At 38.9% G+C, this 20,800-nt stretch carries 19 protein-coding genes; 5 read left to right on the top strand and 14 right to left on the bottom strand.

All coding sequences use genetic code 11. From position 1 onward, the window contains the following. Positions 1-117: 117 nt before the first annotated feature. The 4 genes from ACP3T3_RS10735 to rpmB all read right to left on the bottom strand — a co-directional run bounded on the left by ACP3T3_RS10735 (position 118) and on the right by rpmB (position 1,760). Positions 118-1,074 (bottom strand): MBL fold metallo-hydrolase, encoded by a 957-nt coding sequence (locus ACP3T3_RS10735; protein ID WP_426479854.1) that lies wholly within the window; start codon positions 1,072-1,074, stop codon positions 118-120. 81 nt (positions 1,075-1,155) lie between these two features. Next, complete coding sequence (locus tag ACP3T3_RS10730; RefSeq protein WP_073175385.1) at positions 1,156-1,308, bottom strand: DUF4295 domain-containing protein; 153 nt, start codon at positions 1,306-1,308, stop codon at positions 1,156-1,158. A 20-nt stretch (positions 1,309-1,328) separates the two neighbouring features. Beyond that, a complete protein-coding gene (gene rpmG / locus ACP3T3_RS10725) occupies positions 1,329-1,511 on the bottom strand; it encodes a 50S ribosomal protein L33 (RefSeq protein WP_027373683.1) in 183 nt (60 codons plus the stop codon). A gap of 6 nt (positions 1,512-1,517) precedes the next feature. Then, positions 1,518-1,760 carry a 50S ribosomal protein L28 gene (gene rpmB, locus ACP3T3_RS10720; RefSeq protein ID WP_002976757.1) on the bottom strand — a complete coding sequence of 81 codons (243 nt, stop codon included), beginning with the start codon at positions 1,758-1,760 and terminating at the stop codon, positions 1,518-1,520. A 243-nt stretch (positions 1,761-2,003) separates the two neighbouring features. Here rpmB and ACP3T3_RS10715 point away from each other — a divergent pair, with 243 nt between their 5' ends. Continuing rightward, complete coding sequence (locus tag ACP3T3_RS10715) at positions 2,004-3,713, top strand: T9SS type A sorting domain-containing protein (protein ID WP_426479853.1); 1,710 nt, start codon at positions 2,004-2,006, stop codon at positions 3,711-3,713. A gap of 115 nt (positions 3,714-3,828) precedes the next feature. Here ACP3T3_RS10715 and lnt read toward each other — a convergent pair whose 3' ends face one another. Then, positions 3,829-5,463, bottom strand: a complete 1,635-nt coding sequence (lnt, locus tag ACP3T3_RS10710; protein WP_426479852.1) for an apolipoprotein N-acyltransferase — start codon at positions 5,461-5,463, stop codon at positions 3,829-3,831. Positions 5,464-5,518: 55 nt separating this feature from the next. Between lnt and ACP3T3_RS10705 the strand changes: the two genes are divergently transcribed. Further along, the gene (locus ACP3T3_RS10705) at positions 5,519-5,932 is read left to right on the top strand and encodes a VanZ family protein (RefSeq protein ID WP_426479851.1); all 414 of its coding nucleotides are present in this window, start codon (positions 5,519-5,521) and stop codon (positions 5,930-5,932) included. Here the strand turns inward: ACP3T3_RS10705 and proC are convergent. From proC to ACP3T3_RS10685, 4 genes are all read right to left on the bottom strand, one after another. Beyond that, positions 5,922-6,725 carry a pyrroline-5-carboxylate reductase gene (gene proC / locus ACP3T3_RS10700; protein ID WP_426479850.1) on the bottom strand — a complete coding sequence of 268 codons (804 nt, stop codon included), beginning with the start codon at positions 6,723-6,725 and terminating at the stop codon, positions 5,922-5,924. The two genes, ACP3T3_RS10705 and proC, sit on opposite strands and share 11 nt — an antisense overlap. Positions 6,726-6,872: 147 nt before the next feature. Continuing rightward, on the bottom strand, positions 6,873-7,886 hold the full coding sequence (gene murB, locus ACP3T3_RS10695; protein ID WP_426479849.1) for a UDP-N-acetylmuramate dehydrogenase: 1,014 nt from the start codon (positions 7,884-7,886) through the stop codon (positions 6,873-6,875). Positions 7,887-7,889: 3 nt separating this feature from the next. Beyond that, positions 7,890-8,375 carry a hypothetical protein gene (locus ACP3T3_RS10690; protein ID WP_426479848.1) on the bottom strand — a complete coding sequence of 162 codons (486 nt, stop codon included), beginning with the start codon at positions 8,373-8,375 and terminating at the stop codon, positions 7,890-7,892. Between the two features lie 10 nt (positions 8,376-8,385). Beyond that, the gene (locus ACP3T3_RS10685; protein WP_426479847.1) at positions 8,386-9,591 is read right to left on the bottom strand and encodes a pyridoxal phosphate-dependent aminotransferase; all 1,206 of its coding nucleotides are present in this window, start codon (positions 9,589-9,591) and stop codon (positions 8,386-8,388) included. Between the two features lie 225 nt (positions 9,592-9,816). On the opposite strand from ACP3T3_RS10685, the gene ACP3T3_RS10680 reads away from it, so the two are divergent. Together ACP3T3_RS10680 and ACP3T3_RS10675 are read left to right on the top strand one after the other, a co-directional pair. Continuing rightward, positions 9,817-12,408: a fibronectin type III domain-containing protein gene (locus tag ACP3T3_RS10680; RefSeq protein ID WP_426479846.1), complete on the top strand. Its 2,592-nt coding sequence runs from the start codon at positions 9,817-9,819 to the stop codon at positions 12,406-12,408. A gap of 143 nt (positions 12,409-12,551) precedes the next feature. Beyond that, positions 12,552-13,007 carry a DUF1801 domain-containing protein gene (locus tag ACP3T3_RS10675; RefSeq protein WP_426479845.1) on the top strand — a complete coding sequence of 152 codons (456 nt, stop codon included), beginning with the start codon at positions 12,552-12,554 and terminating at the stop codon, positions 13,005-13,007. Positions 13,008-13,547: 540 nt separating this feature from the next. Here ACP3T3_RS10675 and ACP3T3_RS10670 read toward each other — a convergent pair. The 5 genes from ACP3T3_RS10670 to ACP3T3_RS10650 are packed head-to-tail and all read right to left on the bottom strand — an operon-like array spanning position 13,548 to position 19,500. Then, positions 13,548-14,357: a TolC family protein gene (locus ACP3T3_RS10670; protein ID WP_426479844.1), complete on the bottom strand. Its 810-nt coding sequence runs from the start codon at positions 14,355-14,357 to the stop codon at positions 13,548-13,550. Next, the gene (locus ACP3T3_RS10665; RefSeq protein ID WP_426479843.1) at positions 14,315-14,812 is read right to left on the bottom strand and encodes a TolC family protein; all 498 of its coding nucleotides are present in this window, start codon (positions 14,810-14,812) and stop codon (positions 14,315-14,317) included. The genes ACP3T3_RS10670 and ACP3T3_RS10665 overlap by 43 nt, the downstream gene beginning before the upstream one ends. After that, entirely contained in the window at positions 14,802-17,897 is a 3,096-nt protein-coding gene (locus ACP3T3_RS10660; protein WP_426479842.1) for an efflux RND transporter permease subunit, read from the bottom strand. The genes ACP3T3_RS10665 and ACP3T3_RS10660 overlap by 11 nt, the downstream gene beginning before the upstream one ends. A gap of 15 nt (positions 17,898-17,912) precedes the next feature. Continuing rightward, a complete protein-coding gene (locus ACP3T3_RS10655; protein ID WP_426479841.1) occupies positions 17,913-19,013 on the bottom strand; it encodes an efflux RND transporter periplasmic adaptor subunit in 1,101 nt (366 codons plus the stop codon). A 4-nt stretch (positions 19,014-19,017) separates the two neighbouring features. Then, positions 19,018-19,500 carry an MgtC/SapB family protein gene (locus ACP3T3_RS10650; protein WP_426479840.1) on the bottom strand — a complete coding sequence of 161 codons (483 nt, stop codon included), beginning with the start codon at positions 19,498-19,500 and terminating at the stop codon, positions 19,018-19,020. A 408-nt stretch (positions 19,501-19,908) separates the two neighbouring features. Between ACP3T3_RS10650 and ACP3T3_RS10645 the strand changes: the two genes are divergently transcribed. Next, positions 19,909-20,760 (top strand): EamA family transporter, encoded by an 852-nt coding sequence (locus tag ACP3T3_RS10645; protein ID WP_426479839.1) that lies wholly within the window; start codon positions 19,909-19,911, stop codon positions 20,758-20,760. Positions 20,761-20,800: the final 40 nt, after the last annotated feature.

The following is a 20,800-nucleotide window of genomic DNA, read 5'->3' as shown; positions in this document are numbered from 1 at the left end:
AAACTACCCAAATCGGGAGTTGTTTTTTTATATGTAAACAAAGTACTGTTTATTTTTATTTATTAATATTCATTATCAGGAGTTTTATTGCAGTCTGATGAAAGAATCTCATGATAGCTATAATTCAAACTCATCTCCCAGCCGTGCAATATTAAAACCTTTTTCCATGACCTCTTTACTTTGTTTGCTGTCCGGATTTAAAATTTTATTGCTATGATTAAAGTGGATGAAGAAAATTTTCTTTTTATATTCAGGTGACAGGTTTTTAAATAGATCCATGCTCTCCACAACGAAAGGATGGGGGATGTCTTCAATGTTTCTGTACCCCATTTCCGCCGGATCATAGAATGTGCCGTCCAGAAATGCATAATCTACTTTTTTTATAAAATCCGCGATGCTGTATTTCCACTTATTCCATTTATCAATATCCGGAATGAATAATGCTTTTTTGTGAGGACCTTTAATGATGAAACCTACCGTTTCCGAATATTCATCACGATGGGGTACCTGTATAGGAGTGACCTCTAAATGGGAATTCACCTGGATCGGCACTTCATTCTGCATCTCATAGGGAACTGTATTATCCAAACGGACCAGCTGGGACCATGGTCCATTATTTTCAAAGAACTTTTTAAGCCTGGGCATGGTATAAACAGGCACAGCCTTGGAATTCATCCCTTCTTTTCCTAAAAACATAAGACCGGTATAATGTCCGATATGAGCGTGGGTGATGAAGATACCATCAGGAACTGTCTTTTTCTGGACTGCTGAATGCTCCATCAGCAGCTCCAGCTGCCTGGGGAAATCCGGGCTGGCATCGAAGATATAATTTTTCTGCAGTTCTCCATCAATGACTCCCAGAGATGTTACTTTCCTGTCTTCCCGGGGATGTTTCCAGAGATCCATACAGCATTCTTTATGACATCCGATCTGCGGAGAGCCGGCGTCCTGAACATTCCCTAAAATAATAATTTTTATATTCTCCGGAGAATTGCTTTTGTTGTAGTGGGCTTGAGAATGACAGGAAGAGCCCGTAAGTAGCAGGGCTGAAAGTAAAATAAATAATTGTTTCATAAAGTGTTTTTTATGAAACTAAGATAACAAAAAAACTACTCATATTCTGAGTAGTTTTTTATATTGTAAATAAAGTACTGATTATTTTTTTAAATAACCATCTACTTCATCAGCATTCATTACTTTTTCTTCGAAAACATAAGCTCCTGATTTAGAAGACTTAATCATTTTCACTACCTTAGTCATTTTCTTAGACTGACCGCTTTGTAGGGTTGCTACTACTTTCTTTGCCATGGTAAGTTATTATTTATAAATTACTTAATTTCTTTGTGAAGGGTAGATCTCTTAAGAACAGGATTGTATTTTTTCAATTCCAATCTTTCTGTAGTGTTCTTTTTATTTTTTGTAGAAATGTATCTAGACATTCCTGGCATACCACTTTCTTTGTGCTCTGTACATTCAAGGATTACTTGAACTCTGTTTCCTTTTTTTGCCATGATTTATTAATTCTTTTTAATCAATCCGTTTCTAGTAGCTCTTTCAATAGCTTCCTCGATTCCAATCTTGTTAATCACTCTCAATCCATGAGCTGATACTTTCAGTGTTACGTGCTTATCTTGCTCTGGAAGGTAAAACTTCTTCTCTAATAAGTTAATTTCAAAACGACGCTTCGTTTTGTTATTAGCGTGAGAAACGTTGTTACCAACCATTGCACGCTTTCCTGTTATTTGGCAAATTCTTGACATATCTCGATGTTCTTATTTGTATAATATTTGAGAGTGCAAAATAACGAAGAATTTTTTAGATAGACAAATCTTTTAGAAAATATTTGTAAATAAGTGACTGATTAATAATCATGAATTTTTAAAATAGCAGATTCCTTGGGATACAGCAGATAATCAGTGCTGATATATTTCATACAGGCTTTTTTTAACCCGGAGAATTTAATATTCTATCTTTGTTTTTAATTAATCTAAATAAAAACAACTATGAAGAAGATTTATATTGTATTGTCTATGTGGCCTGTCAGTATGATGGCTCAGAACTTTACTGAGATCCAGACCGGGATGAGTAATTTTTATTATTCCGCAGCAGATATTGCAGATATAGATAACAATGGTACGCCGGATATTGTGCTTAACGGAGCGGTGGATTCTGATGGTGATGGGAATGTAGACAGTACCTATAATGAAGTATATCAGAATGATGGAACAACATTGCTGCCATTTGCAGGACTGGGAACTGCCGTGACGCATCTTGGCGATATCAGATTCATTGATTATAATAATGACGGGCTGATGGATATTATTTCCACAGGACTCAGTTATATGGATGTTGTTAATTATAAACAGTACCGATTCAAAAATACCGGGGCCGGATTTGTAAAAGAAGCCGAATTACCAGGTAAAATTTATGGGTCTCTGGAAGTTTTTGATTTTAATCACGATGGAAAACCCGACTATGCCCTTAATGGAACTCAGTATGCTCATGGAGGAGGCTTCGGCAATAGCTTGGATTATTATACAAATACAGGAGCTGGTTTTGATATGACGGAAAACTGGGTGGACGGAACTCAGGGGGGAAGCTTTAAAGTGGTAGATCTTAATAATGATAACCTTCTGGATCTTGTGATTATCGGGTCAGATATCAATGGCGATCCCGTTTCCAAAGTATATATGAACCAGGCAGGAGTTCTGATTCATACACAGGATCTTGCTCCCGTAGCAGTAGGAAAAATAGATTATGCAGACTTTAATGCAGATGGTTTCCAGGATATTGTAATGATAGGAAGGGATGCCAATGACGAAGGATATTTTGCTGTGTTAATGAATGATGGAACCGGCACCTTGACCCCGCAGACAATTGCTGTAAATGATATTTCTGATGTAGCATTGAGCGTGGGCGATCTTAATAATGACGGTTATTACGACTTTATTATTTCAGGAAATGAAAATTACAATGCGGTTGTGAAAACGTATATATATGATGTTTCCCATCATAAGTTTAATGAAGGAACAGTAACCGGTATTAATGAACTGGGAGGTCCGGGGCTGGTGCAGCTTTTTGATTTTAATAATAACCATCATCTTGATGTTTTATTGGGAGGATTCGACTGGGCTTCGTCTGATCTGCCATCCCTGACTAAAGTATTCAAAAATACTGCAACAGCAACAAACGCAAAACCTACAGCACCTACTCAATTGAATCTGACTAAAAACGGAAACCGGTTCACTTTTACCTGGAGTGGAGCTTCAGATGATAAAACTCCGGTGAATGCACTGCGTTATGAAATTAGCGTAGGATCTGAACAGGGAGCTCATGATATTGCCCGATATGTGGTAACAACACCTTCGTGGTTTCTTGAGCTTGATCCATCCATTCAAAATGTGTACTGGAGTGTGAAATCTATTGATGCTGCAAAAGTATATTCTGACGCTTCTACACAAAGTGTGCTGGGAACAGGAGAAAGCAAATCTGATAAAAAAGTTGCCATCTATCCGAATCCTGTATCAGATAAAGTCTATATCAAAGGAGAAAAGGTTTCAGAAGCTGAAATGTATTCTATGGATGGGAGGAAACTTAATATCAGTGTAAGTGAAGATCAGTCTATTGATGTTTCTCATTTGCCTAAAGGAATATATCTGTTACAACTGAAGATAAAAAATGAAATAACCACAAGGAAACTTACAATTAAGTAATTGAATTAATTCCATCTTCTATCAATGAGAAAAGCCAGACGTCCAGCTGGCTTTTCTCTTTTGTATGCTCAAAATATTTTTAAATATCGCAGATAGTGTTATTCGTGTTTAAGATCTAGGCCTTCTTTGTTTTCTTTTTGAACCATTCAATCAGATAATAAAACAGTAAAAATCCTAATGCAAAGATTGAAAACCTTGAAAGAAGATCTCCGGCTCTTGTATAAAAGGTCATGTTGTCATACAGGTTTACCTTCGCGAATAGGGCTGTCTGGTCGCCGTAGAAAGTATCAGCAGTTACCTCCCCTTTAGCGTTGATATGTGCCGAAATTCCACTGTTGGCGGCACGTGCAATTTCTCTTCTGGTTTCAATGGCTCTTAGTTTAGCATAAGATAACAGCTGTTTGTGTCCTTCTGTAACGCCCCACCAGGAGTCATTGGTCATAATGGCTAAGAAATTGGCTCCTTTTTTCACATAATCTGTTACAAACTCGCCATAAATACTTTCATAGCAGATGATAGGAGCTAGTTTTCCTTTATTATAAGGGTTTGAAAAGGCCACCCTTTCCTTATCTGTTCCCAAAGAGGCTACAGTGCCGCCGAGGTTAAGCATGGCATCTCCTAAAAGTGGTTTTAAAACACTCATATAAGGGAATATTTCCACACCCGGTACGAGTTTTCCTTTATGGTAAGCCTGTACTTTCTCATTAGGTATAAGCTGGATAGCGGTATTATAACTGCTCACCCAAACACCGCTGTTGATCTGATACGCTTCTTTGGGCAGATCAGCAGGATTATAATAAAAACGGTGTGAAGAAATTCCTGTTGCAAAAACAGATCCTGGATGACCGGACAAGAATCCTTTGATATTGTTTAAAAGAAGGCTCTTTTCAAAAGCTGTTTCAGAAACAGATCCTCTCCCCGGAAGAGCTGTTTCCGGTGCAATATAATAATCAATTTTACCGGTAGAATTTTTTTCAGCAAGAGCTAATAAATCCTGTTCTATGGCCAGACTGTCTTTCGAATATTTTTCAGCATAAGGATCAAGATCAGGCTGAAGCATCAATACATTAACCTGGCCGGATGGTTTCTCATCAAAATTATTGTATTTAATGACTGAAATAATCATGGGAAGAACAATTAAAGCTCCAGCGATAGCCGAATTTTTAATCAAATCTTTTCTTTTTCTTCCGGCTTCCCAGGTTCTTACTGTGTAAAAAATCAAAACATTAATCAAAAGAATCCAGAAACTCCCTCCGGTTGCTCCTAAAGTGTCATACCACTGGATCAATTTCGGGTAGTCTGAAAATACGTTCCCCAGATTCAGCCACGGCCATGTTAATTCCCATCCCAAATGAAATTTTTCAAAACTCATCCAGATGGCGATCAAAAATCCTAATCCCCAATAGGTTCCCTGAGCATTTTTGTACCAGTGATAGCATTGGAACACTAAGGCATATAAAAAAGAATTTACCATTACGGGGAATAAAACAGCCATCAGGGAATGGCTTCCATCAGGATTCTTTGAGCCGTACAGCCATCCTGTAGTGACTACATTCCAGATCACAAAGCATACGTAAGATAGTCCGAAGACAACCCAGCTTTTCCTTTTATAATCTGAAAATTTGGAAACTCCATGTTCCATCATCAAAAGAGGAACAAGGGCAAAAAAGATAAAAAACGGAACTCCATAAGTTGGCCATGAAACCGACAGCAGCATTGCTGAAATAAGTGTAAGTAGAACGTATTTCATTAAATTATTTTAAACACAAATTTAATGTTTTTGAAATGAATATATTAGCAGTTCAATGTTAAAGAAAATATATAAAATCATTATTTTTCCATATGCTTTGTTTTTGCTCTATCTGATGTTTTTAGGAATGGGTAGATTTCAGTACGAGGAAAACCTTATTACGGTAGAACCTTTTTTTTCTACAATAAAGTTTATCCGGGACCACAATAAAGCAATAGATACTGTAAAGATTGTTTTGGGAAATATAATAATGTTTATCCCTTTTGGATTTCTGGGCTGGATGATTCCCGAACTGAAAAAACTGAAGCCGCTGATATTTGGTTTTGTCTCATATATCGTTATTGTTGAAGCGCTCCAGTACTTTACAAGAATGGGAATATTTGAGGTAGACGATATCATCCTGAATACTTTTGGAGTATATCTGGGATGGGTGTTCTGCAGGATGATTGAAAAGAGGTTTAGCGATTAAGTTCCTTCGCACGCTTTTCCGCGTTCAGAATTCCCTGTTTCAGAATTTCCTTGAAACTGTGGTCTTCGAATGTTTTTAAAGCGGCCTCAGTAGTTCCGCCTTTAGATGCTACATCTTTAATAAGTTCTTCCAGATTTTTTTCTGAATTATTGATTAAATGATAAGCACCCAACATGGTCTGTTTTACAAAAAGCTTGGAAAGATTTTCCTCAATTCCCATTTCAATACCAGCCTTAATCATTGCATCAATGATATAGTAGAAATAGGCCGGGCCACTTCCTGAAAGAGCAGTAACTCCATCCAGAAGATTTTCTTCTTCCAGATACACTGATCTTCCGGTACTGTTCAGCAACCTTTCTATATTGATTAATTGGCTGAAGGAAATTCCATCTGCAGCAGTATAGCCTGTGATTCCCATTCCCAGAAGGGTAGGAGAGTTGGGCATTGCCCGTACCACAAGCGGGTGATTCAGTAATTTCTGAATTTTCTCAATATTGATTCCGGCCATGATGGATAAAACCATCTGGTTTTCTCTTAACGTAAATTGAATATTCTGGGCAACCGTTTGAAAATCCTGAGGTTTTACTGCGATGATAATCAAATCGGCATCAATATCTTTTACTTCGTCAAAAGTGGAAATTTTAGATTTCGGGAACTCTTCAGCTATTTTGGAGATTTTTTCATGATTTCTGATAATAAGGTGAAGGTGTTCAGGTTTGATCAGTTCATATTTCAAAAATGATTTTGAAAAAGAAAGTCCCATGTTTCCGGCTCCAAGAATAGCTATTTTCATCACAAATTGTAATTTTTAGCTAAAATAATGATTTTCCGGAGACTAGATATGAATTGATTCTGATTAATTTTTATAGAAACCTCACCGTTTATCCAACAGATAAAAAAAGCTGTACTCAAAATGAATACAGCTTTACCTATTTTTAGATTAAATAATATTCACTTCCCGTTCAAGTTCTATCCCGAACTTTTCTTTCACAGAATTAATGATCTCTGTAGAAAAATCAAAAATTTCTTTTCCGGTAGCATTTCCTGTTGCATTGATGATTACCAGAGACTGCAGTTGGTGTGAAGCTGCATTCCCGATTTGCTTTCCTTTCCATCCGCATTGTTCAATCAGCCATCCGGCAGGAACTTTTACCATGTCACCATTTGGATAACCCTGAATATTTTCAAACTTTTGCTTCAGTATTTCAAACTGAGCCAAAGGAATGGTTGGATTCTTGAAAAAACTTCCGGCGTTTCCGATTTCTTTAGGATCCGGCAGTTTGCTTTGCCTGATATTAATGACCGCTTTGGAAATATCCTGTATGGTAGGATTTTTAATGCCGAGTTTTTCCAGCTCAGATTGGATAGCTCCATATTCGGTTTTGATATGGTGGTTTTTTTTGGTCAGTTTAAAAGTAACTTCCAGAATAACGTATCTGCCTTTCCCTTCCTGTTTGAAAATAGAATCCCTGTAACCGAACCTGCACTGTTCAAGATTGAAAGTTATAAGTTCAAGACTTTCTAAATCCAATACCTGGCAGCTTACAAAAATATCTTTGATTTCGGTTCCATAAGCTCCGATATTCTGCATCGGAGAAGTCCCTACATTTCCGGGAATCAAAGAAAGATTTTCAAGTCCGCCATAATTTCTCTGTAAACAGTGCATCACCAATTCATGCCAGTTTTCACCTGCTTTTGCAGTTACCCATACTTCGTTTTCGTTGATGCTTTCTTCGGAAATACCTCTTAAATTAAGTCTGATGGCAAGACCTTCAAAATTTTTGGTAAGAAGAATATTACTTCCGCCTCCTAAAAACAGAAGCTGAAGGGATTGGTTCTTTGCAAAGATAAGTGCCTCTTTTAATTCATCAATGGTATTGACTTCAGTAAAATACCGGGCTTTGGCTTCAACACCAAATGTATTATAAGGCTTTAATGAAAAATTTTCCTGCATGTTTTATTGGTATTCTTTGGGAAGAATATGGTCTAATTGTTCTTTAAGTTGTTGTAGCTGCTTGTAGTGTAAAGTATCCGCATACGCATTCACATAGATATGCGACTTTTTGGGAGTCCGGATCTGGAAGGTTTCATCCATTCCGTCTGCAGACTGCCGGCTGGGAGAACTTTTTATATGGTCAAGATCTACAATATTGACTGATGATACAAGCTTTTTCCAGGTTTCGGGATTAATGGCAGATACCCATTCTTTATGGGTCTTATTGGCTGTCATCCCTTTTTCTACAAAAACAGAATCTTTTGTGGCTTTGATAATCCTGTAATTTCCAAGATTTCCACCGATATCAGAGACACTTATCAACGTGATCTCATGCGGACTTTTGTGGAAAACAGATGGTTCCGCTTTTTTGGAATCACATGAAAAAAATGCCGACAGCAAAAGAATCGAAAACAGAATTTTCAGATATATTATTTTTGTTGTCGGCATAGGGTTTATTTTACAGACTGAATTCTTCTCTGTACTTTTTTAGAGCTTCTTTAAGAATTTCAGCACTTCTCTTTAAATCTTCTTCTTTCAGCACGTAGGCAATTCTTACCTGTTTCTTACCTAATTCAGGATCGCTGTAGAACCCTCCTGCAGGCGCAACCATGATGGTTTCGTTATTCAGGGAATATTTTTCAAGCAGCCACTGTGCAAATTTTTCAGTATCGTCTACCGGAAGTTCAGCAACACAGTAGAAAGCTCCTCTCGGCTTAGGGCAGATAACGCCTGGAATAGCATTTAAAAGATCTACCAATACATTCCTTCTGTGGGTATATTCTTCTCTTACCGCTCTGATATAAGGACCGTCGTTCTGGTGTGCCGCTGTTGCTGCAATCTGTCCTAAAAGAACCGGGCTTAATCTTGCCTGTGCAAAAAGCATGGCAGCATTACGGATCTTATGGGAACGTGTCACCATACATCCGATTCTTACCCCACACATAGAATAACGCTTGGATTCTGAATCGATGATAATACAGTTTTCAGCCAATTCAGGGAAATCAAGCATTGATATCTGCTGTTTTCCATCGTATACATATTCTCTGTATACTTCATCAGAGATGATTACAATGTCATATTTTAAGGCAATTTCTGCAAGCTTTTGAAGCTCCTCACGGGTATATAGATATCCTGTAGGGTTTCCCGGGTTACAGATGATAATTGCTCTTGTTTTTTCTGTAATTTTTTTCTCGAATTCCTCAATAGGAGGCAAAGCAAAACCCGTGTCAATTGTAGAAGGTACAGCTACAACATTCACATCAAAAGTGCTGGTAAAGCCATTGTAATTTGCATAATAAGGCTCAGGAATAATCACTTCATCGCCTTCGTCACATAAAGTGGAAATCGCGAAGTTAAGAGCTTCAGAACCTCCGTTGGTAACAATGAAGTTATCAGGGGTAAGATCTGAGAAACCTAATGAATGATAATATTCAGTAAGGGCTTTTCTATATTCAATATTACCTTCAGAAAGCGCATATTCCAATACTTTTAAATCGATGTTTTTTAAAGCATTTAAAGCATTTTCCGGAGTTTCAATATCAGGCTGCCCGATATTAAGGTGATATACTTTTATTCCTTTCTGTTTTGCTTGTAACGCAAAGGGAACCAGTTTTCTTACCGGCGATGGCGGCATATGCAGTGCTCTGTTTGAAATATTCGGCATTGTTCAAAAATTTGTATGACAAAAATAAGGTTTAATTTCTCAATAATAAAATTATGAGTCAATTAAGAAACGGGGTACTGTTTTTTTAATTTTTTTTACTGTTGATAATTTTGGAATGCTGGAATATTAATATTTAGCTGTTTTCAATATTATATTAATTTTTATCTAAAAAAAAACTTTTTTGTATTGAAATTTTTACTAAATTTCCCCACAAATGTGATTAAAATGGTAATAAATTTATTTTCTAGAGTAATACCCGCTATTGCTCTGTTTTCAGCCACGGCTATGATGGCTCAGAATTATCAAACTATGCCGGTTTCCTCAGGCTTTACCGCTGATGTGATTGCAAACGGGATAGGTTCTTCAACAATTACTACAAACAATGACGTAGATGGAGTATCTTACGCTTTTGTAGCTAAAGACTTTCAGCTGACCTCCACAAGTGCCGCTATTACGTATGGTATTCCTGTTGATGGCGTTATTAATTCCGTAGTGGGAACCACTCCCGGATTGAGCTTTCAGTTAGCAAGTTTGAATGCAAACAATTCTTTAAGGCTGGCTGCAATAAATGATGCCGGAACTCTGGCATTTACAACTCCCAAAGCGGCCACCAAGCTGTATATGCTTGCGGTAAGCGGAAGCGGTACTTCTACGGTAAGTGTAGTGGTAAATTTTACAGATGGCAGTTCACAGACGTTTTCAAGTATCAGTCTTGCAGACTGGTATAATGGATCTAATTTTGCCATACAGGGAATAGGAAGGGTTAAAAAGCCGGGGGCCACTCCCGCTGCTGGTGATGATGTTCCATCTCCTGAAGGCGGAACCAATCCAAGATTATATCAAAGTGAATTGGCAATAGATGCAGCCAACCAGGCAAAACCTATACAAAGCGTGATGGTGACCAAAGTAAGTGGTTCAGGTATACCGAATATTTTTGCTTTTTCGGCAGACGCCTATTCAGATTGTGCTCCTCCTGTATTACAGGCCGTTTCAGGAATTACAGCTAATTCTGCTTTAGTTTCATGGACAGGTAGTGCTGCCAGTTATGATGTATACCACAGTACTTCAAACACAACACCGGCAGGCTCAGCAACGCCTACTTATCCGGGAGTAACAGGTACAAGTACTACTATTGGAGGTCTTAATTCAAATACAACCTACTATTATTGGGTAAGATCCAACTGTAATACTGCCACCGGCCAAAGTGTATGGTCTTTTGCAGGAACATTTAAAACAGCGTGTTCTACGTTCACTGTTCCGTATACAGAAAACTTTGATACGACCAGTACTGGTTCGAGCACCAACAACAATGCTCCAAGCTGCTGGGCATATCTTGAAAGTGCATCATTTGCGGGCTATGGATATGTAACAACATCCAGTAACTATTCAGCACCTAATGCTTATTATATGACCAATTCAAGTGCCACTACAGGTAGTCAGATGTTAGTTGCGCCTCCTACTATAAACCTTTCAGATGGAACAAAGCGTGTAAGATTTTATGCAAAAAGCGGCGGAAGTAATTATACATTATTGGTGGGGACGCTATCAAACCCCGCAGATCCGGCATCTTTTACACAAATAGGTTCTCCTATCGCTTTGACAACTACGCACACCCAGTATACGGTAAATATTCCTGCAGGTTCCGATTTGCAGCTAGCATTTAAGCATGGTTTAGGAGGTACTTCACGTTCTATTTATATTGATAATATTACGGTTCAGAATATTCCTTCCTGCGTTGAGCCAACTGCAGTTACATCATCCAATGTGGCTGTGAATTCAGCAACAATCGGATGGACAGCACCATCTTCAGTTCCTGCAAGCGGATATGAAGTGTACTACAGTACCAACAATACTGCACCTGATGCTTCCACTGTTTTAAATGGTGCAAACTCTGCAACGTCTACAACAACTTCTGCACCGATAAGCGGATTGCAGCCATCCACAACATATTATGCATGGGTGAGATCTAACTGTAGTGCAGCTGATAAGAGCATCTGGTCTGAAGTTCCTGTATCATTTACAACTCCTTGTCTTCCAACTACATTACCTTGGAGCGAAAATTTTGATGCAATGACGAATATAGGGTCTGCTGTCATTCCAAGTTGCTGGAAACAAACTCCGGGTGGAACTTCATCTTCCTATAACTTTACTTCAGCAAATGCTTCCCAGCAAGGATATAATGATCCTAAATCTGCTCCCAATTATCTGACGATCTATTATCCATATAGCAATGCTGCTTATTTATGGACCCCTACATTTACTTTAACTGCCGGGACTTCCTATGATTTCACTTTCTATTGGGTAGGAGACGGCTATACAGGCTGGCAAAATGAAGTATTGGTAAATAATGGACAAACCGCAACAGGAGCCACCAGCTTAACAACATTTATTACGTCTGATCAAACAGCTGCAGGAGGAAGTAATAGTACTGCTTATAATAAAGTTACGGTTTCGTATACACCAGCGTCTACCGGTGATTATTCATTTGGAATTAAAGCTTTCAATACAACAACAGAGCCCTATTATATGGGATTTGATGATTTTTCTCTTACACAGTCTAATTTAGCCACCGCTGAAACATCTGTTAAGAAAAAAGAAGTGAATGTATATCCGAATCCTTTCAAAGATGTTCTGCATATTGCGGATATCAAAGATGTAAAATCTGTAACAGTTACAGATGTAGCAGGAAGAGTAGTGAAAACTATTGACAATCCGAATACAGAGCTTCAGTTAGGAGAATTGAATGCCGGCCTATACTTAGTGACGATGAACTTTAAAGACGGTTCAAAATCAACAGTAAAAGCCATTAAAAAATAAAATTTTTTGAGTTAATAATTTCTGTAGGCAGCCACATCCGTGTGGCTGTCTTTTTTATGACCAGTTTAAATCATAACTGGAAAAATATTATCGAGAATATTGATGAAATTATTATATTTAACCAGTTTCAGAAAAATTACAATATGCAGATCCAGTCAGTTTCTATAGAAGATTATATCTCAAAAATTCCTGAAGAAAGACAGGAAGCTTTTAAAAAACTTTTTGATACAGTGAATAAAAATCTTCCGACAGGTTTTGAAGAAGCTACAAATTACGGAATGATAGGCTGGGTAGTACCGTTGGCAACATTTCCGGCGGGATATCACTGTGCTCCCGGGGCACCACTGCCTTTTATCAACCTTGCTTCCCAGAAGAATTTTATAGCACTCTATCATATGGGACTGTATTCAAAACCGGAACTGCTGGATTGGTTCGTAGGAGAATACCCCAAATATTCGAAGAAAAAGCTGGATATGGGTAAATCCTGTGTCCGTTTCAAAAAAGTGGAAGATATTCCTTTTGAGCTGATTGCTGAACTGAGTCAGAAAATGACTCCTGAAGACTGGATCGGAATTTATGAATCGCAGTATAAGAGATAAAAAAGCTCTGAAATCAGACCGATTTCAGAGCTTTTTTTATGCTGGAAGATGGAGGATGGAAGCTGGCGGTAGTATTGGTGTTATAACTTCTGATGGTTCATTCAGGATAAATATTTTTGTTTATTAAACAGTGAATAGGGCTTTCAAATATCTATTCATAAACTTCCAGAATTCCCTCTCCTGGCTTCCTTCTTCCTGCTAAAAATAAGGAAGTATTTTTTAAACTTAAAAAGTTAATTAAATGGTGTGTATTTATCCATCGGCATCCGGACTTAATCCTCTATCCGTAAATGCGGAAGCTGTAAGATAAAAGCTGGAAGCTGGAGGTAGTATTGGTGTTATAACTTCTGATTGTTCATTCAGGATAAATATTTTTGATTATTAAAAAGTGAATAGAGCTTTCAAATAGCCATTCATAAACTTCCAGAATTCCCTTTCGGCTTCCTTTTTCCTGCTAAAAAGAATAAGTATTTTGATTAAATGGTGTGTGTTTATCCATCGGCATCCGGAACTTCCATCCTCCAGCTTCCCTCTTCCATTCTAAAAATGAATATCCCAGATTCCTGCTTTACGTTCAAGCTCAATCAGGGCGGCTGCATTATCCGCAAGAGCCTGATAATAATCTTTTCGAACATTGTTATAGGTTCTCTGGGCATTCAGGACTTCAAGAATAGAGCTTTCTCCTCTTTTGTAGCTGTAGGTAACCCCTTCCAGAATACTTTGTGCTTCTGTAAGCATTCCGTTATGGAATTGCCTGAGCTGTTTCTGGGTGGCTGTATATTGTTGATAAGCCTGCATTACTTCGGCTTTTATGCCCTGTTCAATCTGTTTGTATTCAACTTCTGCCTGAGAATGGGCCATTTCTGCTATTTTTAATCCTGCATTTCTTCTGTTGGAAAATTTCAAAGGAATACTAATACCCATTTTGACAGCATTTACGGTTGGGGAAGGAGCAATTTCATTGATGGCTTCGGTGTGCCGTTCTGCTCCGGCACTGATGCCTAAGTCTATAACACGGTTGGCTTTTTCAAGGTTGATCTGGCTTTTGGCAACTTCGGTATTTTGTCTGGCTGCCAATAAATCTGCTCTTTCATTCAATGCCTGAAGAATCAGATCATCAATGCTGAAGTCTCTGTTGAAGGCATTAAAGTCTCCGGTAACATCTCTGCCTGTTATTTTGCTGTCTCCAAGGAATACAGACAAACTGGTGAGAGCCTGGTCTTCCGCACTTTCAGCCTGATATACTTCATTAAGCAGAGAGGCAGCTTCAAGCTTACTCTGTTTCGAAGTGACTAATGATATAGTCCCTAATCGGTAACGAATACTGTCAGATTTTGCCAGTTGCTGCATGTTTTTATAGAATCCTGCTGTACTTCAAGCAAAGCTTTAGATTTTAAAGCATCAATATATCCTAAACTGGCGTCTGCACGGAGATTCCTGAAAAAATCCTGCAGTTGTATCTTGCTAAGCTCCAATTGGTTTCTGGCGAGATTAACTCTGGCTTTTCTTTTACCACCCAATTCAAGCGTCCAGCCGATGGAAGCACCATAGACATAGCCCATATTCTGCTTCACTCCGTTATTGGTGGTTTCCATTTCCAGTTGAGGATCAGGAAACATATTAGCCGTCTGGATAGCAGCTTCGGCCATACTTACGTTATATTTCTGAGAAGCGTAGCCCAGATTTTTATTTCCGACAAGACTCAGGTATTCTTCAAATGGTAAAAACTCTTTTTCCTGTGCCTTAATACCCGTAATGCTGAATACTATTACAGATAATATAATAATATGAACTTTAATTTTCATTTGATTCTAAATTTTGTTTTTCGCTTCGGCGTTCAGCCATAAAATAAATAGCCGGCAGCACAAATAGGGTTAAAATAGTAGAGAACATCAGTCCGTAAACAATAACTGTTGCCAGTGGACGCTGTACATCGGAACCGATTCCTGTAGCCAATGATGCCGGAAATAATCCGATTACGGCAACCGTTGCGGTCATCAGTACTGGTCTGAAACGGTCTTTTGCACCTTTGATGGCTGCCTGTTTCAGTTCATATCCTTTTTTACGTAAATCGTTGATATGAGAAATCATAATAACTCCATTCTGAATAGCAACTCCAAAGAGAGCGATGAATCCTACTGCAGAAGATACATTCAGAGACATGCCTCTTATATTGAGAGCCAGCATTCCGCCAAATAATGCCAATGGAACAATAGACATCAGAACCAATGCCTGTCTGAAATCTCCAAATGCACCATACAACAGAAGAAACATGATGGCTAATGCCAATGGAACGATAAATGCTAACCTTGAATACGCTCTGTTTTGATTTTCAAACTGTCCGCCCCATTTGATCTGGTATTTCTCGTGATCGTATTGAATATCTTTTTCAATTTTATCCTGTGCATTTTTCAGGAAAGAAGAAAGATCAGTACCTCTCAAATTCAGCTTTACCGTAAGATGTCGTTTATTCATTTCCCGGGTAATCGTGCTTTCACCGGTACTCAGTTTCACTTCTGCCACCTGTGATAAAGGAATTTTCGCTCCGGAAGCTGAGGTCAGCATCAGGTTTCCGATTTTATCAGGAGTATCACGGCTGTCTTCGGTATAGCGGCATGAAATATCATATACCTTATTGCCGATAAAGATCTGGGAAATGGCTTTTCCTCCTAATGCCACTTCAATAAGATCGGCTACATCGGCTACATTCAAACCGTACTGAGCAATCTTGTCCCTGTTGGCAATAATCTGCAATTGCGGCAATTGCGGTTCCTGATCAATGGCAAGGTCTGCCGAACCCGGAATTTTATGTAAAGTTGACAATACATTTTCCGCAATTCTTCTGGTTTCTTTAAAATCTTCTCCATACACCTTTACTACCAGTTCGCTGTGAGCTCCGGAAATTTTATCCATAACTCCGTCAATCATAGGCTGTGAAAAACCTACGGTAAATCCCGGCATATCTTTATAATCAGCTGCCAGTTCTTTGATGAGGTCTGCTTTGGTTTTTCCTGCCGGCCATTCGCTGTAAGGTTTTATTCCGACAGAAACTTCAAAATGGGAAGCTGTCCATGGGTCGGTACCATCATCATTACGTCCTGCCTGAACCATCATATACGTAATTTCAGGATGTTTCAAGGTGCGGGCACGTAAGGTATCACTCATTTCTTTTGATTGGGCTAAAGAAATTCCGGGTGGCAGCTGTACCTGAAGCCAGATGGAACCTTCATCCAGCTCCGGAAGGAAGTCTTTTCCTACATGATAGGAGAGAACTCCGGCAGAAACCAGGACAATCACAATAGGAATGATCACTCTTTTGGGGGTCTGCATTATTTTTTCAATGCTCTTTCCGTAGGCTGTACTTAGCTTTTCCAGCCATTTATTATGATAAATCTTCTGTGGTTTGCGATAAATGACGTAAGCCAATCCCGGAATCAGAAGCAATGCTACTGCAAGTGCTCCCAATAGCGCATATCCTACTGTAAAAGCCATGGGGGTAAATAATTTTTTCTCTACTCTTTCAAAAGCAAACAAGGGAAGATAGGCGGTAATGATGATAATGGTTGAAAAGAAAATAGGTTTGGCTACTTCAATCACTTTTTGGGTAATGGTCTTTTCTTCCAGAGTTTGTTCTGAATTTTCTTCCCGTTTCTTCAGAATGGTTTCCAGCATAACGATGGCTCCGTCTACAATAATCCCAAAATCAATAGCTCCCAGTGAAAGAAGGTTGGCCGGAATATGGGTAAAATGCATTAATATAAAAGCAAATAATAAAGAAAGCGGAATGGTAATCGCCACCAACAACGCTCCACGCCAGCTTCCAAGAAATACAATCAGCACAATAATAACCAATACAATTCCTTCGGTAAGGGTATGAGAAACTGTAGTAAGCGTTGTTTTTACAAGATCTGTTCTGTCCAGGAAAGGATGAATTTTTACTCCGGCAGGAAGTGTTTCATTATTCAGTTCTTCAATAGCTTCATGCACCCCTTCTAATACTTGTGAAGGATTTTGACCTCTTAATAAAAGTACGATTCCTTCCACACTTTCAGAATAATTGCGGTTTCTGTCGGTGTAGCCAAGAATTCCTTTCCTTTCCAGATTCCCGTATTTTAATGTTCCTACATCATTCAGGAAAACCGGAACTCCGTTTTGGGTTTTGACTACAATTTTTCCAAGATCATCTAAATCTTTTACCAAACCTATTCCACGGATTACATAGGCAAGATTTCCACGGGGAAGCATGCTTCCTCCGGCGCTCACGTTATTTTTGGAAATTGTTTCAGTAACTTCAGAAAGTGACAGTCCGTATTGTTCAAGCTTATGCGGATCCAGCTCAATCTGGAATTGGGTGGTAATTCCTCCGAAATTGGTGACATCAGCAATTCCTGAAACCTGTTTGATGCGCGGAATGATTACAAACTTTTGTAAATCCGTCAATTCCCGCAGACTGTGGTTGTTGCTTTCAATGATATAACGGTAGACTTCGCCGATAGGAGAGGTAAGGGGATCTAATCCGGGTTGTGCGCCATAAGGAAGCTCCACATCCGTCAGTCTTTCCTGGATACGCTGCCTTGCCCAGTAATCATCTATACCATCATCAAAAACGATAGTGATAATGGATAGTCCGAAGGTACTTTTACTTCGCATCACATGCATTCCCGGTAGACCGTTCAGGGATCTTTCCAAAGGAATGGTGATTTGCTGTTCCACTTCTTCAGCGGCCAGCCCCGGAACCTGTGTTACTACCTGGGAAGTTACGTCGGCAATATCAGGGTAGGCTTCTATGGATAATCTGGTCCATGAATAATACCCGAAGAATCCAAGTAAAAGGAAGAGGGAGAGCATCAGCCATCTCTTCTGTATGGAGAGTGTAAGTAATTTCTTCATAGTTTTTCATTTAGATTATTTCGCATCCGGCATATAAATTCCTCCTTCAGTCATGATGGTTTCTCCGGGTTGTAAGCCTGATGTGATCCTGACTGTTTTCTGGTCGGTTTCTCCTGTTGTCACTGAACGTTTGGTAAACTGGTTCTTACCGGTTTTTACCCAGACATATTGAGCGCTGTCCTGCTGCATTAAGGCTGTAACCGGAATCATTACTGCTTTTTCAGGCGTTGTTGAAAAGTTAACTGTTGCGTACATACCCGGTTTTAGCTTTCTGTCAGGGTTATCACATTCAATAAGGACTTTTATACTTCGGGTATCTTCGTCTACGGTTTCATTGATATGATAAACTTTTCCGGTAATATTTCTGTCGGGATAGGCGCTTACCTTTACAGAAACCTGATCTCCGGAATGGACAAATCTGATGTCTTTTTCTTTTACATCACCGGAAATCCAGACTTTGGATAATTCTGCGATGATCATTACCGGATCGGCATCTCCTTTCAGATACTGACCGGTTACAAGTTTGTTTAAAATAATTTCTCCGTTGATAGGAGCTCTTACAACAAGAGGGCTTCCGATACCTCCACCTTTGCTGCTATACACTTTTAAGGCAGAAGAAGTATTGGAGAGGGAGGTTTTTTTGTTTTTAAAATCGGTTTCCGCTTCTTCCAGTTCTTTCTGAATACCGACTCCATGTTTTACGAGATCCTGCTGGCGCCTGTAATTCTTTTCCGCAAGCTGTACCTCATTCAGTGCGTCCGTATAATCCTTTTGAACAGAAAAGTAATCTGAAGAAAGGATTTCAAAAAGCGGACTTCCTGCTGAAACATTTTGTCCAAGCTGAATAAACGATCTGGTAACTCTTCCGGAAAAAGGACTGGCAATTTCTGCATAATGATTAGGAATTGCCTGGATTGTTCCTGCTGAAACCACACCATCACTGTGGTCCTGTTCGGTAACAACCTGCGTTTTAATTTTTTTGAAAACTGGATTGCTTTCCGGGATGGTAATCTGGATTCCCTGAGTAATGATTTCCGGACCTTTATTTTGCTGAGGTGTATTTTCTTTACAGGAAACTGCAAAGAAAATGATACTTCTTAAGATTATTTTTTTCATGACTTTAATACAATTGAGTGCTATTGCTGATTTTTACTTTTTCTTTGTTATTTTTCTTGGTGCTGAGCCATTTTTTGCCTCTGGTTTCCTTCTGAGAGGATAGAGTAGGTCTCAGGAATATATTGACACAGACAATAAAGAGAACTGTGATGAGCGCTTCTACAGGATATCCCAGAGCACACAATGCGCCTATGGCTGCTGAACACCATAGTGTAGCTGCTGTATTGAGTCCTCTTACGGTAAGGCCGTCTTTCATGATAACCCCGCCGCCAAGGAAACCGATGCCGCTGACAATATAAGAAGTGATTCTTCCGGCTGCATCGCCACCAATTCTTATGGCTATCAGGACGAAAGCTGCAGAGCCGATGCATACGAGTGTATTGGTACGGAGACCTGCATTTTTTTTACGCCACTGTCTTTCGAAGCCAATACCGGCTCCCAGGCAGCATGCAGTGAGTAAGCGAAGGGTGAATTCAAAGGTATTCATAACTTTTCCTGTTTTTATAAAGCTTTGCTGCTGTACGGGAAAAGTGGTACAACTAAAGCTTTTAAGATTGATAATTACTGTAAGGATCTGAGTCCATATGCTTTGTTTTTTACTGTGCAAAAGTAAAGATGACAGGCTTTTTTTACCGTTAGAAAAGCTTTAGAATGTTATTAGAAAATCATTAGAAAGATGTTTTCTTATTTTAAGTATACAACAAAAAAGAAAAAATAGTGATTTATTAAGTCCTGTTAATAAATGAAAACTGTACCCATTATAAAATGTAAAAATTCAATACATTTGGGGAGCCTGTTTTACCTGATGAATTTTTTGGGTTTATCATATAAAATAAGAGCTGCTTTAATCCCGGAGACTTCTTTCCAAAATCTTTTTGAACTATATATTGTAGAAATGAAAAAATCAAACATAGCAATACCAGCTACGCTTTTAGCGATCATCTGTGTGCAGGGCGGGGCCTCCATTGCTAAGCAGCTTTTTCCTGCCATTGGTGCTATTGGTACGGTTACTTTAAGAATTGTACTTTCTGCTGTTCTTCTTACTTTGATTAACCGTCCGAAATTTCTACAATTTGACAGGCAGAAATGGAAATACTGTGCCCTATACGGAATCGGACTGGCAGCAATGAACCTTATTTTTTATATGGCGATTCAAAGGATTCCTTTGGGGCTGGCGGTTACTGTGGAATTTGCCGGACCCTTATTTCTTGCTCTGGCTTTGTCCCGTAAACTGCTGGATGTCGTATGGGCATTACTGGCTTGTGTGGGAATTTTACTGATTGTTCCGTGGCAGAGTGATCATGTAGATTTGACAGGTCTTGGTCTTGCTTTTCTGGCAGGCATGTTCTGGGCTGTTTATATCATCATGGGAGGAAAGGTCTCCAAAATAATGGACGGAAAAGATGCAGTTACTACCGGGATGATATTTGCAAGCATGGTAATCATACCTTTTACGATCTGGGATGGAGCAGTTTTCAATATTACCCCTGCTATTTTTGTGAAAGGACTTGGAGTTGCTATTCTTTCAAGTGCTTTGCCGTTTTCGTTGGAAATTATGGCGTTGAAAAGGCTTCCTGCAAAAACCTTCAGTATTCTGATGAGTCTGGAACCCGCATTTGCCGCATTTTCAGGACTGGTTTTTCTTTCCGAAAAACTGTCTTTTTTACAATGGATTTCTATTGGCTGTGTGATTGCGGCGAGTATAGGAACTACTGTTTTCAATAAAAAATCGCTGTCTCATGAGTAAGGACTGAATTTTTTAAACCTTTATCCTTAAAGATTAAGAT

The organism is Chryseobacterium sp. CBSDS_008 (genome assembly GCF_049959325.1).
Taxonomy (GTDB): domain Bacteria; phylum Bacteroidota; class Bacteroidia; order Flavobacteriales; family Weeksellaceae; genus Chryseobacterium.
Note: the sequence above shows the minus strand (reverse complement) of the source record. Positions and strands in the feature narration are given on the sequence as shown.

Bases quoted from the DNA above. Each gene is read 5' to 3' on its own strand.
- ACP3T3_RS10735 (WP_426479854.1), bottom strand. From the start codon at position 1,074: ATGAAACAATTATTTATTTTACTTTCAGCCCTGCTACTTACGGGCTCT.
- ACP3T3_RS10730 (WP_073175385.1), bottom strand. From the start codon at position 1,308: ATGGCAAAGAAAGTAGTAGCAACCCTACAAAGCGGTCAGTCTAAGAAA.
- rpmG (WP_027373683.1), bottom strand. From the start codon at position 1,511: ATGGCAAAAAAAGGAAACAGAGTTCAAGTAATCCTTGAATGTACAGAG.
- rpmB (WP_002976757.1), bottom strand. From the start codon at position 1,760: ATGTCAAGAATTTGCCAAATAACAGGAAAGCGTGCAATGGTTGGTAAC.
- ACP3T3_RS10715 (WP_426479853.1), top strand. From the start codon at position 2,004: ATGAAGAAGATTTATATTGTATTGTCTATGTGGCCTGTCAGTATGATG.
- lnt (WP_426479852.1), bottom strand. From the start codon at position 5,463: ATGAAATACGTTCTACTTACACTTATTTCAGCAATGCTGCTGTCGGTT.
- ACP3T3_RS10705 (WP_426479851.1), top strand. From the start codon at position 5,519: ATGTTAAAGAAAATATATAAAATCATTATTTTTCCATATGCTTTGTTT.
- proC (WP_426479850.1), bottom strand. From the start codon at position 6,725: ATGAAAATAGCTATTCTTGGAGCCGGAAACATGGGACTTTCTTTTTCA.
- murB (WP_426479849.1), bottom strand. From the start codon at position 7,886: ATGCAGGAAAATTTTTCATTAAAGCCTTATAATACATTTGGTGTTGAA.
- ACP3T3_RS10690 (WP_426479848.1), bottom strand. From the start codon at position 8,375: ATGCCGACAACAAAAATAATATATCTGAAAATTCTGTTTTCGATTCTT.
- ACP3T3_RS10685 (WP_426479847.1), bottom strand. From the start codon at position 9,591: ATGCCGAATATTTCAAACAGAGCACTGCATATGCCGCCATCGCCGGTA.
- ACP3T3_RS10680 (WP_426479846.1), top strand. From the start codon at position 9,817: ATGGTAATAAATTTATTTTCTAGAGTAATACCCGCTATTGCTCTGTTT.
- ACP3T3_RS10675 (WP_426479845.1), top strand. From the start codon at position 12,552: ATGCAGATCCAGTCAGTTTCTATAGAAGATTATATCTCAAAAATTCCT.
- ACP3T3_RS10670 (WP_426479844.1), bottom strand. From the start codon at position 14,357: ATGCAGCAACTGGCAAAATCTGACAGTATTCGTTACCGATTAGGGACT.
- ACP3T3_RS10665 (WP_426479843.1), bottom strand. From the start codon at position 14,812: ATGAAAATTAAAGTTCATATTATTATATTATCTGTAATAGTATTCAGC.
- ACP3T3_RS10660 (WP_426479842.1), bottom strand. From the start codon at position 17,897: ATGAAGAAATTACTTACACTCTCCATACAGAAGAGATGGCTGATGCTC.
- ACP3T3_RS10655 (WP_426479841.1), bottom strand. From the start codon at position 19,013: ATGAAAAAAATAATCTTAAGAAGTATCATTTTCTTTGCAGTTTCCTGT.
- ACP3T3_RS10650 (WP_426479840.1), bottom strand. From the start codon at position 19,500: ATGAATACCTTTGAATTCACCCTTCGCTTACTCACTGCATGCTGCCTG.
- ACP3T3_RS10645 (WP_426479839.1), top strand. From the start codon at position 19,909: ATGAAAAAATCAAACATAGCAATACCAGCTACGCTTTTAGCGATCATC.